Below are 14,378 nucleotides of genomic sequence, written 5' to 3'. Positions count from 1 at the left end.
CCTCTAGTTACCCTGCAAGTTAACACTTGCAGGTCAATTTACGCTTAGGCGAGACGGGTTAATCCCGACTCACTATTATTTATTGAGCAGTGATACCGCGTCTTCGGCGATAACCCACTCTTCATTGGTTGGAATAACCATGGCGATTGGGCTATTGTCAGTGGTTATCCGACCTTGGTTGCCAAAACGTGCTGCGGTGTTACGTTCTTTATCCACTTCGAAATTGAAGATAGAAAGTAAGTTAAGCACTTTTTCACGGATAAGATCGGAGTTTTCACCAATACCGCCGGTAAAGACCAATGCGTCTAGGCGGCCGAGTGGCACAGTATAAGAGGCGATATACTTGGCTAAACGATAGCAGAAAATTTCCAATGCCAGTGTCGCGCCTTTATGGCCATTTTGATAACCTTCTTCGATGCCACGGCAGTCATTGGTCAGTTCAGAAATGCCCAGTAGGCCACTTTGCTTGTTCATCAAGTTGTTGACTTCATCTGCAGTGTAGCCAAGTTGATGAATTAGGTGATATACGATAGAAGGGTCCATATCACCACAACGTGTGCCCATCACTAAGCCTTCAAGCGGTGTTAAGCCCATTGAGGTATCAACACTCTTACCGCCTTTAATCGCTGTAACAGATGCACCGTTGCCTAAGTGGGCGCAGATAACATTGGTGTCGCTCAGTTCTGTACCTAAGGCTTTCGCCGCTTCACGGCTAACGAATAGGTGACTGGTACCATGTGCGCCATAACGACGGATACCGTGCTCACGGTATAGTTTATATGGCAGTGCATAGATGTATGCATGTTCAGGCATGGTTTGGTGGAAAGCAGTATCAAATACAGCAACTTGTGGTAGCTCAGGGAAAGATGCTTGTGCAGCGCGAATACCGATCAGGTGAGCAGGGTTGTGCAGCGGTGCAAATACTGCGCTGTCCTCAACCCCCTTAAGCACGGTTTCATCAATAATGACTGACTGAGTGTATTTCTCGCCGCCATGAACGATACGGTGACCAATCGCTTGGATCTTTTCTGCAATTTGCGGATGTTCACCCAATATTTTGGTTACGATGAACTCAACTGCTTCACGGTGAGCGGTAAAAGCGCCTAATTTGGCTTCAGATTTAGCGCCGTTAACCTTCCACTTAATACGTGAGTCTTCAAGACCAAAGCACTCTGCTAAGCCAGAGATCTGGTCATCACCTGTGAGGGCATCAATAATAGCAAACTTCAATGAAGAACTGCCGCAGTTAAGTACCAATACCAGTTTATTTGACATGTTTAAAACCTTTTGCAAAGTAGATGAATCGGGTGCGTTCACCAAAATGTAATGGCTGCATTAATATGTAGTGCAAACCACGTGTTTTGCCCATTAATGGGGCTGATAAACTACCTTAAGCCAGTCGTGAGTACTTGGGACTCTTAAACCGATTGTGCTATGGTAAAGGCAGTGTCTCAAAGTTTAGGTGTCATCATTGACAGTAAAAGTGTTTAAGACCTTAGGGGACGGTCGTCGTTATATGAAAACGTGGCCCATGGTCAAACAACTTAGTTTTTATTTCCCAGAGTATCGCGTTGTCAGGGCGACTCAACTGGCGTTACGCTTGATGCCGTTGTTAGCCATTATTGCTGCTGGCAGTCAACTTTATCTCTATGGTTGGGCTTTTTTACCGCAAGCCATTACCATTGCGTTGTTTTTTATCAGTTTACCTATCCAAGGTTTATTTTGGCTCGGCTGGCGAGCCACGCATCCGTTACCGTTAAGCTTGCTCGATTGGTGTAATAATTTATCAATCAAACTGCAAAGCATGGGTGTTGCTTGTGCCCCTTTAGGGGCAAAAGCATGTTATCTCGATATGGCGGTGATTTTAAAAATGGCCTTTGAACGTCTCGATAACAGTTACTGGGAAAATCTATAGTGATTAATAAACTGCATTGATCCCAGCATCTAAAAAAATCTGTTTTATCTGTTCCATTGTGTCGCGACTCGGGGGCGAAATATGGCTCAGTTGATACTCTTCACCTAAGGCTTCCCATTTGTGTTTACCGAGTTCGTGATAGGGCAATAACTCAACCTTTTCAACGTTACTCATGGGTTTAATAAACTCAGCGAGGCTTTTAGCTGAGTCAATATCATCAGTAAATCCACCGACAACCACATAGCGTATCCATGTTTTTTGTTGGCGTTTTTGAAGGTACTGCGCAAATTGCAGGGTGCGATGATTACTGACTTGGGTTAATTCGATGTGCTTGGCATCATCAATATGTTTGATATCCAGTAGCACTAAATCTGTGTTATCGAGCAGCTCGTCAATAACAGGGGTGTATTTACGGACAAAGCCGTTTGTGTCCAAACAGGTGTGGATACCTTGGGTTTTACAGGCATGGAAGAGGGCGGCAACAAACTCGGCTTGCAGTATGGCTTCACCACCGCTGGCGGTTACCCCACCACCGCTCGATTCGAGAAACGGGCGATAGCTAATGATCTGTTCCATTAGCTCATCGACCTCGACTTCACGACCACCATGCAGATCCCACGTATCACGGTTATGGCAGTATTGGCAGCGCATTAAACAGCCCTGCATAAAGGCAATAAACCTTATGCCTGGACCATCAACTGTACCAAAGGATTCGAGCGAATGAATCCGGCCTTTTACTGTCATTACGACTCCTAAGTAAAGTAGGCTGTGCTAAATTAGCCGCACAGCCTATCTTAAATTCACCAAAAATCCACCGTTAATACTAGGGATTGCCTAGTTTTACATCCCTTTAGTGAAAGTACGTGTAATAACGTCCTGTTGCTGCTCTGGCGTTAGGGCATTAAAGCGCACAGCGTAACCAGAAACACGGATAGTTAGCTGTGGGTACTTATCAGGATTAACGATGGCATCTTCCAGCATTTCGCGGTTCATTACGTTCACGTTGAGGTGCTGACCACCTTCACGAGAATCGTTATGGGCAAAATAGCCATCCATCAGCGCAGCTAGGTTAGTGCGGCGACCATCATCATCTTTACCTAGTGCATTTGGCACGATAGAGAAGGTATAAGAGATACCGTCTTGAGCGTGAGCAAAGGGCAGTTTAGCCACCGAGGTTAATGAAGCGACAGCGCCTTTCTCGTCACGGCCATGCATTGGGTTTGCACCTGGTGCAAACGGCGCACCTGCTTGACGGCCATCGGGTGTCGTGCCTGTTTTCTTACCATAAACCACGTTTGAGGTGATGGTGAGAATTGACTGTGTTGGAATCGCATCGCGGTACATTTTCATGTCACGGATTTTCGCCATGAAGCGCTCAACCAGTTCAGTAGCTAAGTCATCAACGCGTGCATCATTGTTACCAAATTTAGGGTAATCGCCTTCAATGTCGAAATCGATTGCAATGCCGTGCTCGTCACGAATAGGCTTCACTTTGGCAAATTTGATAGCTGACAATGAATCGGCTGCGATAGAAAGGCCCGCGATACCACACGCCATAGTGCGACGAACATCTCTGTCATGTAGTGCCATTAGGGCCGCTTCATAAGAGTACTTATCGTGCATAAAGTGAATGGCATTAAGCGCTGATACATATTGCTTAGCCAACCAATCCATCATGACATCTAAACGTCCCATCACGTCATCAAACTCAAGCACTTCGTCAGTAATAGGCTCAAACTTAGGACCGATTTGGGTCTTGAGTTTTTCATCCATACCGCCGTTGATAGCGTAAAGCATGGTTTTAGCTAGGTTGGCACGTGCGCCGAAGAACTGCATGTGTTTACCCACAACCATAGGGCTAACACAACAAGCAATAGCGTAATCATCAGACTGGAAGTCTGGACGCATCAGATCATCGTTTTCATACTGAATAGAGCTAGTATCGATCGACACCTTAGCACAGTACTTTTTAAAGGTCAGAGGCAGTTTTTCTGACCAAAGCACAGTGATATTTGGCTCTGGGCTTGGGCCCATGTTGTATAACGTATGTAAGAAACGGAAGCTTGATTTGGTCACCAAAGTGCGGCCGTCTAGTCCCATACCAGCGATAGACTCGGTCGCCCAGATTGGATCGCCAGAGAATAGCTCATCGTATTCTGGGGTGCGTAAGAAGCGAACCATACGCAGTTTCATCACGAAATGGTCAACCATTTCTTGCGCTTGTTCTTCGGTGATCAGGCCATTTTTAAGGTCTCGCTCGATATAAATATCAAGGAAGGTCGAAGTACGACCCAGTGACATAGCAGCACCGTTTTGGCTTTTCACTGCCGCAAGGTAACCAAAGTATGTCCATTGAATCGCTTCTTTGGCGTTGGTTGCAGGGCGTGAAATATCAAAACCATAGCTAGCTGCCATCTGCTTCATCTGGCCAAGGGCTTTATGCTGCTCTGCAATCTCTTCGCGCAGTTGCATTGTGGCAGTCAAGTCTTCACCGGCTTCAAATTTTTCTTGTAGCGAGCTAAATTGGGCAAACTTGTCTTGCATCAGATAGTCGATACCGTAGAGCGCGATACGACGGTAGTCACCGATAATACGACCACGGCCATAGGCATCGGGTAATCCGGTAAGGATCCCAGACTTACGACAGCGCATGATCTCTGGGGTGTAGATGTCGAATACACCTTGGTTATGAGTTTTACGTAGCTCTGAATAGATATATTTGATGTTTGGATCTAATTCACGACCGTAGGCAGCGCAAGAGCTTTCTACCATACGGATACCGCCGTTTGGCAACATAGCGCGCTTAAGAGGCGCTTCAGTCTGTAGGCCAACGATGGTTTCTAATTCTTTAGTGATATAACCCGCTTCGTGAGAGGTGATAGTTGATACCTTATCGGTATCAAAATCAACAGGGGCATGGGTGCGGTTTTCTAGCTTAATGCCTTCCATGACCTTGTCCCATAATTTTAGGGTCGCCTCGGTTGGGCCAGCTAGGAATGACTCATCGCCTTCATATGGGGTGTAGTTCGCTTGAATAAAGTCACGTACATTTACTGCAGACTTCCAATCACCAGGAGTAAAACCTTCCCACGCTTTGGTGAACAGCTCAGTTTTTTCGGTCATCGTACTAATACCTTTTGTATTGAGATAAAGGTTATTGGGTAGCGGGTTAACTTTGATTACAAAGATTGCGATACACCAATAGCTAAGTCTTAACAGCTCCCCTCAATGTGTAGCCCTGATGATGGGAACTGATTATCGATTCGTGTTAACGAGTCGATTAAATTCTATACTTTAGATGGCCGATAAGATGACGCGATACAGTTTTATCGGCGATCATTAAATTGGTAAGACCAATTTACCTGATGGATATTAGCATATCCACCTACTAGCTGCATTAGATTCGCTAGAGATAAAGGCAAAACTGTTACCGACCTATCATTTTTACCTGCATTGTCTAATTGCATCTCATCTCAAAGTCGGTTATTTAGACTTAAATTAGCGTCACCATTAGCCAATAACAATCCCGCTAGCGTATGAGATTGCGGTTTTGACTGTGATAATGACGACCAGAAATGAGAGAGCGTTAAACCATCATAAGTATAGAAGAGAAGTCACAAAGAGGGCGTTATCACCCACTTTGTGACGCAGTCTTAAAGTAGGGCTGGGATCCCTTGGATCATGCCTACTGCCAGCATTGCCGCAAGGCAGATAACAAACGCCAGTCCTGGGATAATTAATCGGTCGGCAACGCTTAATGTTTTAGCGCGCTCTTTGTCACCAATCAGGCCATTGTTGTCTAAGAACATGGTCAATGCCCATGCAAGCACGGGGTTGGCCACAAACGATGCAAAAATACAGATCCCGGCCGCTTGGCTACTTTGGGTGTCTTTTACCATCTGCATACCCGCTTCGAGTAGTGGTAAAAATACGCCCACAAGTAACGCAATTGACATCACCGGGCGCCATACCGTTACATCCATTGGATAGCCCAGAACTGCCACTATGATACAAAGTGTGCCCAGTAAAATGGCTCCAGCAGGAATAGGGCGTTTAGCAATGGCTGCGGGGATCATGTAAGTGCCCCATGATGAGGTGATGTTACCGCCGCCCACAGCTGTCCCCACAATTTGACGTAAAGAGCAGGTGGTCATGGTGTCATCAACATCCATGAGTACCTTTTCAGTACCTTTAGGGTAATTAAGTTCTTGGAAAATACGGTGACCTAAGAAGTCTGGCGACCACATGGCAACAGCGAGAATCGCAAAGGGCAGTGAGGCGATAAAATGCGCCGCATTCGGCAAGCCTAGTTGCCAACCGTATTCGGTTGAACCCCACCAGTAAGCCGGGTTCAAGTTAGGGATGCCAGGTTCAGTGACAAACTGCAGATCTAGCCCTGCTCCCAGCCCGAATGCTAGAGCAATCGCGGCAATTGAGCACAGTGGAATAGCCAGCCATCGTTTACCTACTTTAGCGAGATAGGCATATAAGATCACATTCACCAGCAAAATAAAGAAGGCCACATAGCCTAAGCTGTAATCGAGCGCATGCTTGGATTGTAAACCGCCGGCCCAATCGAACAATGAGCTAATTTGACTCTTGGCGCCCATAAATCCGAGGAACACCAATAAGCCACCGGCCACCCCACTGGAGGTGAGGTTAACCAACCGTGATCCGCCCTTAAAGTAACTGAGGATAAGACCAAAGATCCCAAGCAAAATAGCCAGCGCAAGGGGATGAGCTCCTGCTAAGGCAATAGCGCCAATTAGTGGGATCATCGGACCATGGTTACCGCCAAGGTTGGCGCGAGGATTGATAAAACCGGAACTGATAATACAGAAGAGTAACGCGGGGATGAGCATTTCTACTCGAACAACTTGAATGGCAAACTCGGCACCTAAATTAACGTGTTCCCATTTTTCGGTCAGGCCAGCGGCCCAAGCTGCCATTACCGCAGAGTACATAACGGTAATGCCGATAGTACCAGCGATGGCGGGAACAAGGTCTTCCCATTCAAAGCGAAAATCTCGACCTGGTAAGTTAAGTCCCCAACGCCTTGGTTTCATGATTTGTAATTCATGATCTAAGTATTCTTCACGAGTATTAAACTCAGACGCGGGACGATGAAGCGCTTTGTAAGACTGCTCTGAGGCTTCCATTTCTTCGTGTTTGACGGTTTCTGACATAATTTCTCATTCTCCGAAAAGAACATAGTGATTCATCAAAATTGATGATGGCTGCAACTGAATCCCTAATAAGTTAGTCAAGTGGTGCAGGCATTTATGCCGTCTGTGATACTCGATTAACTTGGCCGCTACTGTAAATGAAATGAAAACGCTCCATTTTAGAGTGAGCAGATGCGTCCCTTACTTGCCTAAAATTGGTCTGACCAATTTACCTTAAAAATCTTAACACAGCCAAATAAGGCTGACATTAAGTATCAATAAAGTTGAAACTAAAGATTAGATGAATTGGGAGCAACTTAACAACTTACACCACGAAGTAGCCGATTTTTTCTAATTAGGCACGCATATTGCGCTGCTGCTTGGCTCTCATTAACCAGGAGTTTTGTGAAGCGCCTCGCTGGTTTTGAGTTTGCTTGACCTGCCTCTCTTTGCGGCGTGATTTGATATGCTTGTATGGCGCAAAGATTGGTTTAGTGAGGGTCGGGTCACGCTTTATGCGGTTAGGACGAGCCAGCAATAGACAGAATTAAGCTTTGGTTATCTGTCTTTGAGCACTTCATCTTTCATTGGCGTCTTCTGCCTATTACCTCTGTTGTTTTTATGTAGCTAATCTAATTAATACAGTAGGTTAACCACTATTTTGCGGCTTGTGTACCACTGAGTTATTTGTAGGGGATTTACATCATTTATATTGATACTAACGTTCATTATTATCAGATTTTCTTCTGCTTAATTTAAGGCTAGCTTATCCATATCTAATGAACCTCTTACTTAATTTATGATGGAGTACAGAATGTTATTAAGTAAATGCGCCAGATATCAGCCTCGATATTTTGGTATGAAGGAGGGGCAGTGATGTCACCTTCTTCGATGAATAGCCAACAAGAGCAGCCCCACTTGGCTCAACACTCCAGCGCAGAGGCACCCAGTGGCTCGATGAGTATGTATTTAGATGCCGAGCATTATGGGTTGTCAAAAGTCAATAAATCTCACGGCCAGTCCATCGGCTTAGCAGCCTTCGCTGGAGCTTTTATTGCATTAGCCTTTGTGTTTTATATCACGGTGACAACCGGGGCTAGCGGTTCGTGGGGCCTAGTTAGGCTTGCGGGCGGGTTAGCCTTCAGCTTGGGCTTAATGTTGGTGGTGATCTGTGGCGGTGAGCTGTTTACCAGTACCGTACTCAGCACCGTGGCGTGGGCACAAAAACTGGTAAGCACCAAAGCGCTACTTATCTGTTGGCTGCGAGTTTATGTTGGCAATGTATTGGGCGCCCTCTTGATGCTAGGGCTGGTATTTGCTGGTGGCATGCATCAACTCGATGGCGGCTTATGGGGCGTGAACGCACTCAATATTGCGCAGCACAAATTGCATTATGGTTGGGGGCAAGCCTTTGTGCTGGGGGTGTTGTGTAACATGTTGGTTTGCCTTGGTGTATGGATGACCTTCGCCAGCAAAGATGCACTGACTAAAGCCATTTTATTAATGTTGCCGGTGGCCATGTTTGTCAGCAGTGGCTTTGAACACAGCATCGCCAATCTGTTTATGGTGCCCCTTGGAATTGCTATTGCCCATTTTGCCGATGCGAGCTTTTTTGCTAGCGCCGGGATCAGTGCGACGCAGTATAGCGATTTAACCATTGCCCACTTTATCTTACATAACCTGATCCCCGTGACGCTTGGCAACATAGTCGGCGGCGGATTATTGGTGGGTTTAGGCTACTGGCTGATTGAGAAACAGCTTCAAGTTGCCACTGTACTGCATATTGCACCGCCACCACTGGCCGAGTGTATTACCCCTTTAGCCGCTCAAAAATCAGTTACGCAAGCGCCATCTTCCTTGACTGAATCAGTTCACCAATCGGCGAGCCATGATGCTTATATTCAAACAAATCCGTTATCAGTAGCTTCTTCTGGAGAGTTATCAATGCCTAAATCAATTCAAAAACTTAATATTAGCGATATTATGAACACCACGCCTTTTACCTTAACACCTGAGTTATCAGTCTATGAAGGCCTTAAGCGCTTATGTGATGCCAATGAACGGGGCGCACCGGTTATTGATGAGCAGCAAAGGTTACTGGGGTTTATTTCACAGCAAGATTTATTGCGTAGCCTATGGTCAGAAGAATATGTGCGCGGCATTCCCTATAAAGTGGCTGACTTGATGCAAACCCAAGTGCTAACCGTAGCCCCTAATGATGCCGTCGCTGATGTGATTGAACTTATGGTAGTCGACAGAAATAAATTATTCCCAGTCAGCCAAATGGGGGTACTCACCGGTAGTACGTTTGCCAGTTATGAGGAGCGTTTAAGGCATGCATACGCCAATAAACCCAGTTGTTTTCCTGTGGTGGAAGCGGGTCAACTGCTCGGCGTGATTAGTCGTGAAGCGCTGGCAGCGAAAGTATGTGCAGTCTATGCGTGAGCAATGAGCTGTCAATTAGGGTATCGCTAGTCAATCATCATTAATCGCTAAGCAATGGGGCTGAACGCCCCATTTGCTTATATCTGGGTATTATTTAAGTTTTCTTGCTGCGCTGGCGGTGTTTACTCAGTCGCCGCGCTTCGGTTATCACGCAGTCTCTTAATGGGTTGTCACCAGAGTCACTGCGCCATATAAAAGAGAGGTGGCGTTGCATATTGAGCTGCGGCGTTGAGAGGATCACCAACTCGCCAGCGGCAACCTCTTTCTCAACATCTAAAAAGGGTAAGCTACTTAAGTAAGTCCCATTTTTTACCAGTGCTTTAAGTAACGAGACATGCTCATACTCCTTCCATACATTTAATTTCTCAATTATTCCGTGTATCGCGCCTTCAAAAATACGCCGTGTACCAGCGCCTTGTTCACGCAACACCCACTTCGCCTGCTCTAATTGCGATAGGCTGGTGGTTTTATTACTGGCATAAGGGTGATGCGGAGACGCTACCACCACTAAATGATCGTCCAGCCATTGTTCTTGATATAACCGTGCATCGTCATTACGCCCTTCAATAATGCCGAAGTCATACTCATAATTGAGCAGACCATCGATCACATTGTCAGTATTTTCAACGGTAAGTTCGATCCTCAGCTCGGGGAAATCAGTATCGATTTTACTGATAAGCTCGGGTAAAAGATGCTCCGCCGCGGTCTGGCTAGAGCATAATCGGAAGCGCCCGCTAATAAGGTGTTGTTCATGAAGGCCTAATTCGATTTGCTGCGCATCTTGTAGCAGTCTTCTCGCTCTAGGGCGTAACCAGTTGCCCCAGTGACTAAGCGTGAGTCGGTTACCTTGTCGAATAAACAGTGGCCGACCCAAAAGATTTTCTAATTGTCCCAGTGACATACTGACGGCTGATTGAGTCATCGACAGTTTTCTTGCGGCGGCGCTGACACTTTCTAAGCTGGCAACGGCATCAAAAACCATGATTTGTTTGAGTGAATACTTCATCACGGCTAGCAGGTCTCCTAACGGAAAAAATAATGAATTTAAAGTATCAATTTTATTGATGGTTGCTTGCCTGTGATTGTAGGAGCGTCAGGCAAGGGATACAAGTAAGTTGTTGATCTATTTGAGCAGACCTAGATGCGCTTCACTTTTTTGGCGGGACTGTGCGTTAACGCACTTGTTAGCAGCACTTATAGCAGGTGAGCCCTGTCTCAATGGCTAAAAAGGCCACCTTACTCACCGCTTATCGAGAGGATAAAACATCAGACTAGGGCGCTCGCGGCTGATGTGAGTCCATTGTAGCGTGAAATTTTGCCATCCTCCCCGCGGCGTTGATGATTAGGGCTAGCCCATGTTATTGGTTTTGTCTAGAATCGGGCACTTGGTTTATTTCTCGTGTACTCCTTATGGTTTCATTGTCGAAAATGGCATTGGCATTAACCCTTGGCTATCTGCTGTTATGGTGCGCTGGCCCCTTATTATTAAAAGATGCTGGTACATGGGTAGGGTTACCCTTGTGGTTTTGGTTTTCCTGTATTGCTGCGCCTCTGCTGTTGATTTTGGTACTGGTGTTAGTGATGAGTGTGGTTGCTGATGATTAATCTACTGCCAGTATTAGGCTACTTATTACTGAGCCTAGTGATCACTCGTTGGTGGAGCCATAGGCAAAATCAAACCAATGGTGAGCTTTATCAAGATAAAGCAAAACGGTTTTTTATTGGTGGCGCCTTTTTGAATGGTCCCTTGCTGGCGCTCACACTCGTGGCAACCTACACCAGTGCCAGTTCATTTATTGGCGGCCCTGGGGCGGCTTACAAAATGGGCTTAGGCTGGGTATGGCTGGCATTAATTCAAGTGCCTGTCGCCATTTTAACCTTAGGGGTGTTGGGCCCTAAGTTTTTGCGCCAGCGCGCCGCGCAGCATGCTACCTTAATCGAATGGCTCGATAGCCGCTACCACAGTCCCTGGCTTAGCCGAATAGCGGTACTCAGTCTGGTGACGGGCTTTATTGCAATGATCGCGGTGCAATTTATTGGCGGCGCCCGCTTATTTGCAGGTGTTAGCGGCATCAGTTATGAGCTGGGCTTAGGGCTATTTGTGGTCACGGTGTTGGCCTATACCTTAACCGGCGGCTTTCGTGCCGTCGTCATGACCGATGCGCTGCAGGGCATGGTCATGTTAGCTGGATTGTTACTGCTGTTGGTGGTGATATTGTTACAGGCGCCATTGCCTGAGCTGATGCAGCGGGTTAGTGATTATTCGCCGGCCATGTTAACTCCGCACGGGGTCAATGATGCTCTTGGTTGGCCGATGATGTTGTCATTTTGGGTGTTGATCTGTTTTGGCACTATGGGATTACCTCATACCCTAGTCAGGTTATTGGCGGTTAAAGATCGCGCGTCATTGAAGCGAGGCATAATATGGGGTACGGTGATCTGTTTCTTGATGACCCTATTGCCCCATTTGTGCGGTGTACTCGGACGGGCGCTTTACCCTGATTTATCAGTACCCGATGACATTATGCCGACCTTGATTGCTGGGTTATTTCATCCGTTTTGGGCTGGGGTATTGCTGGCAGCCCCCATTGCGGCGGTAATGTCGTCGGTGGACTCTATGCTATTGCAATCGGCGGTGAGCCTGATTCGTGATGGTGCGCTTAAACGCTACCCCAGTTTAAGTTCAAGCGCGCAGGTGCGTTTGACGCGCATCGCCATAACCCTTATTACCTTGGTGGCCACCTATTGGGCGCTGTCGCCGCCCAAAATGATAGTGTGGATCAATTTAGCCGCCTTTGGTGCCCTGCAGGCAGTGTTTTTATGGCCGATTATTGCTGGCGTCTTTTGGCCAAGCATTAATGGCAGCAGCGCGCTGGTGGCTATGGTCTCGGGCTTAGGTTGTTATTTATTGCTGCAATGGAGCGCACCCTTTATGTGGCAGATCCACCCAATTGTACCGGCTTTGGTGGTCTCATTAGCAGCGATGTTGCTGAGCCATATGATCCAGCGGCGTCCATCGCGTCAGGCCGGTGCTCATCTGTAACCATCAACATCGTTCGTCGCTGATTTTTGACTTGAACATCCGCTTGATGCTTGTCATCAAGCGGCTTTTTGCTGTTTGTCGTACGTTTAAGTGAGCACAGTAATGCGCAGACGAGGTGAGGCTTGCAGCTAACTTAGTCGCAAAAATGCTGCGTCAGTGTAAATGATGGGTGAATTAGTTTATATTTGCGTGCAGATTGTCTCATCATAATAAGAATCATGGTCGTAACATGCACTCACAAACTACTCAAGAATCCTCTGTTGTCGCAACGTCGCTCACCCGCTGGCAGATGCCAGATACCTTAGTTATTATTTTCTTTGTCGCCCTAGCCGCCATGGCATTGACCTATTTAGTGCCAGTGGGCTCATTTGACACCCAAGAGATTGTTTATGTAAGCGATGGTGTTGAGAAAAGCCGCAGTGTGGTTGATCCAAGTTCATTTCAATATCAACGCGATGACAGTGGTCATGCGGTGATGCAACCCGTGGCGCTGTTTGAAGGCGGCGGTGGGGTGGGCTTTTTTAATTTCGCGTTTGAAGGCTTAGCCTCGGGGTCTAAGTGGGGCACTGCCATTGGCGTCATCATGTTTATGTTAGTCATTGGCGGTGCTTTTGGGGTCGTGATGGAAACCGGTACCATAGACAATGGTATCTTGCGCTTAATCGACAAAACTCAAGGTAATGAAAACCTGTTTATCCCCGCATTATTTACCCTATTCTCGCTGGGCGGCGCGGTCTTTGGCATGGGGGAGGAAGCCATTGCCTTTGCGATTATTATCTGCCCGTTAATGATCCGCTTAGGCTTTGATGGCATCACCACGGTTATGGTGACATATGTGGCGACCCAAATTGGTTTTGCCAGTTCGTGGATGAACCCGTTTAGTGTGGCCATCGCTCAAGGTATCGCCGGCGTGCCGGTGTTGTCGGGTGCTGGCATTCGTGGGCTGATGTGGGCCGGTTTTACGCTGATGGGGATCATCTTTACCATGCGTTATGGCGCTAAGATCCGCGCCACACCAAGTTTGTCATACAGTTATCAAAGCGATCAATATTTCCGTGATCATCAGTCTCATGCCAGCCTAGACTCGCGCTTTAATTGGGGCGATATCCTAGTGCTCAGCAGCATCTTAGTGACTGTGGTGTGGGTGATATGGGGCGTGGTGGCCAATGGGTGGTTTATTCCTGAAATCGCCAGTCAGTTTTTTACGATGGGGATCGCCGTGGGGGTGATTGCCGTGGTGTTTGGGCTCAATGACATGACTATTAACCAAGTTGCCAGCAGTTTTAAGCAGGGCGCGGCGACCATGTTAGAGCCGGCAATTTTGGTGGGCTGTGCCTCGGGGATCTTAATTTTACTGGGCGGCGGCGATCCGACCTCGCCCAGTGTGCTCAATACCTTGCTTAGTGGCGCTGGCAGTATTATTGGTCAGCTGCCCGCGGCGTTATCGGCGTGGTTCATGTTGTTATTCCAAGCGGTATTTAATTTTTTTGTTACCTCGGGTTCGGGTCAAGCGGCCTTGACTATGCCCTTGATGGCGCCATTAGCCGATATTGTGGGGGTGAGCAGGCAAGTGGCGGTACTGGCCTTTCAACTGGGCGATGGATTTACCAATGTGTTGGTGCCCACATCGGCGTCATTAATGGCGACATTAGGTGTGTGCCGAGTCGATTGGGGTATATGGCTTAAGTTTATTTGGCGTTTTATGTTGGGCTTGTTTGTCGTATCGAGTCTATTGGTTATCGCGGCGCATTATTTAGGTTTTGTTTAGCTTATCGTGTACATGATGAGTCAGAGGCTGGCGTATTAAACT

The 14,378-nt window shown here is 47.0% G+C and carries 10 protein-coding genes; 5 read left to right on the top strand and 5 right to left on the bottom strand.

Annotated features, from left to right (window positions below; all coding sequences use genetic code 11):
* Window positions 1-75: 75 nt before the first annotated feature.
* On the bottom strand, window positions 76-1,275 hold the full coding sequence (ackA, locus tag AC5YBX_RS10745) for an acetate kinase (protein WP_494521488.1): 1,200 nt from the start codon (window positions 1,273-1,275) through the stop codon (window positions 76-78).
* Between the two features lie 196 nt (window positions 1,276-1,471).
* Between ackA and yfbV the strand changes: the two genes are divergently transcribed.
* Entirely contained in the window at window positions 1,472-1,915 is a 444-nt protein-coding gene (gene yfbV, locus AC5YBX_RS10740; protein WP_494521489.1) for a terminus macrodomain insulation protein YfbV, read from the top strand.
* Window positions 1,916-1,918: 3 nt separating this feature from the next.
* Here the strand turns inward: yfbV and pflA are convergent, their stop codons facing one another.
* The 3 genes from pflA to AC5YBX_RS10725 form a co-directional block, all read right to left on the bottom strand.
* Window positions 1,919-2,659 carry a pyruvate formate lyase 1-activating protein gene (gene pflA, locus AC5YBX_RS10735; protein ID WP_494521490.1) on the bottom strand — a complete coding sequence of 247 codons (741 nt, stop codon included), beginning with the start codon at window positions 2,657-2,659 and terminating at the stop codon, window positions 1,919-1,921.
* Window positions 2,660-2,755: 96 nt separating this feature from the next.
* Complete coding sequence (gene pflB, locus AC5YBX_RS10730) at window positions 2,756-5,038, bottom strand: formate C-acetyltransferase (protein ID WP_494521491.1); 2,283 nt, start codon at window positions 5,036-5,038, stop codon at window positions 2,756-2,758.
* Between the two features lie 530 nt (window positions 5,039-5,568).
* Window positions 5,569-7,101: a DUF3360 family protein gene (locus AC5YBX_RS10725; RefSeq protein ID WP_494521492.1), complete on the bottom strand. Its 1,533-nt coding sequence runs from the start codon at window positions 7,099-7,101 to the stop codon at window positions 5,569-5,571.
* Between the two features lie 855 nt (window positions 7,102-7,956).
* On the opposite strand from AC5YBX_RS10725, the gene focA reads away from it, so the two are divergent.
* Entirely contained in the window at window positions 7,957-9,525 is a 1,569-nt protein-coding gene (focA, locus tag AC5YBX_RS10720) for a formate transporter FocA (RefSeq protein ID WP_494521493.1), read from the top strand.
* A gap of 94 nt (window positions 9,526-9,619) precedes the next feature.
* Here focA and AC5YBX_RS10715 read toward each other — a convergent pair whose 3' ends face one another.
* Window positions 9,620-10,531 (bottom strand): LysR family transcriptional regulator, encoded by a 912-nt coding sequence (locus tag AC5YBX_RS10715; RefSeq protein ID WP_494521613.1) that lies wholly within the window; start codon window positions 10,529-10,531, stop codon window positions 9,620-9,622.
* A 422-nt stretch (window positions 10,532-10,953) separates the two neighbouring features.
* Here AC5YBX_RS10715 and AC5YBX_RS10710 point away from each other — a divergent pair, with 422 nt between their 5' ends.
* From AC5YBX_RS10710 to yfcC, 3 genes are all read left to right on the top strand, one after another.
* A complete protein-coding gene (locus AC5YBX_RS10710) occupies window positions 10,954-11,130 on the top strand; it encodes a DUF997 family protein (RefSeq protein ID WP_494521494.1) in 177 nt (58 codons plus the stop codon).
* Window positions 11,123-12,568, top strand: a complete 1,446-nt coding sequence (gene panF, locus AC5YBX_RS10705) for a sodium/pantothenate symporter (protein ID WP_494521495.1) — start codon at window positions 11,123-11,125, stop codon at window positions 12,566-12,568. Before AC5YBX_RS10710 ends, panF begins: the two co-directional genes overlap by 8 nt.
* Window positions 12,569-12,797: 229 nt before the next feature.
* The gene (yfcC, locus tag AC5YBX_RS10700; RefSeq protein ID WP_494523646.1) at window positions 12,798-14,336 is read left to right on the top strand and encodes a putative basic amino acid antiporter YfcC; all 1,539 of its coding nucleotides are present in this window, start codon (window positions 12,798-12,800) and stop codon (window positions 14,334-14,336) included.
* The last annotated feature ends 42 nt before the right edge of the window (window positions 14,337-14,378 follow it).

The sequence above is a fragment of the Shewanella sp. 492 genome (assembly GCF_059338445.1).
Note: the sequence above shows the minus strand (reverse complement) of the source record. Positions and strands in the feature narration are given on the sequence as shown.

Excerpts from the sequence above, each read along its gene's own strand:
- ackA (WP_494521488.1), bottom strand. The coding sequence starts at position 1,275 with ATGTCAAATAAACTGGTATTGGTACTTAACTGCGGCAGTTCTTCATTG.
- pflA (WP_494521490.1), bottom strand. The coding sequence starts at position 2,659 with ATGACAGTAAAAGGCCGGATTCATTCGCTCGAATCCTTTGGTACAGTT.
- pflB (WP_494521491.1), bottom strand. The coding sequence starts at position 5,038 with ATGACCGAAAAAACTGAGCTGTTCACCAAAGCGTGGGAAGGTTTTACT.
- AC5YBX_RS10725 (WP_494521492.1), bottom strand. The coding sequence starts at position 7,101 with ATGTCAGAAACCGTCAAACACGAAGAAATGGAAGCCTCAGAGCAGTCT.
- focA (WP_494521493.1), top strand. The coding sequence starts at position 7,957 with ATGTCACCTTCTTCGATGAATAGCCAACAAGAGCAGCCCCACTTGGCT.
- AC5YBX_RS10715 (WP_494521613.1), bottom strand. The coding sequence starts at position 10,531 with ATGAAGTATTCACTCAAACAAATCATGGTTTTTGATGCCGTTGCCAGC.
- AC5YBX_RS10710 (WP_494521494.1), top strand. The coding sequence starts at position 10,954 with ATGGCATTGGCATTAACCCTTGGCTATCTGCTGTTATGGTGCGCTGGC.
- panF (WP_494521495.1), top strand. The coding sequence starts at position 11,123 with ATGATTAATCTACTGCCAGTATTAGGCTACTTATTACTGAGCCTAGTG.
- yfcC (WP_494523646.1), top strand. The coding sequence starts at position 12,798 with ATGCACTCACAAACTACTCAAGAATCCTCTGTTGTCGCAACGTCGCTC.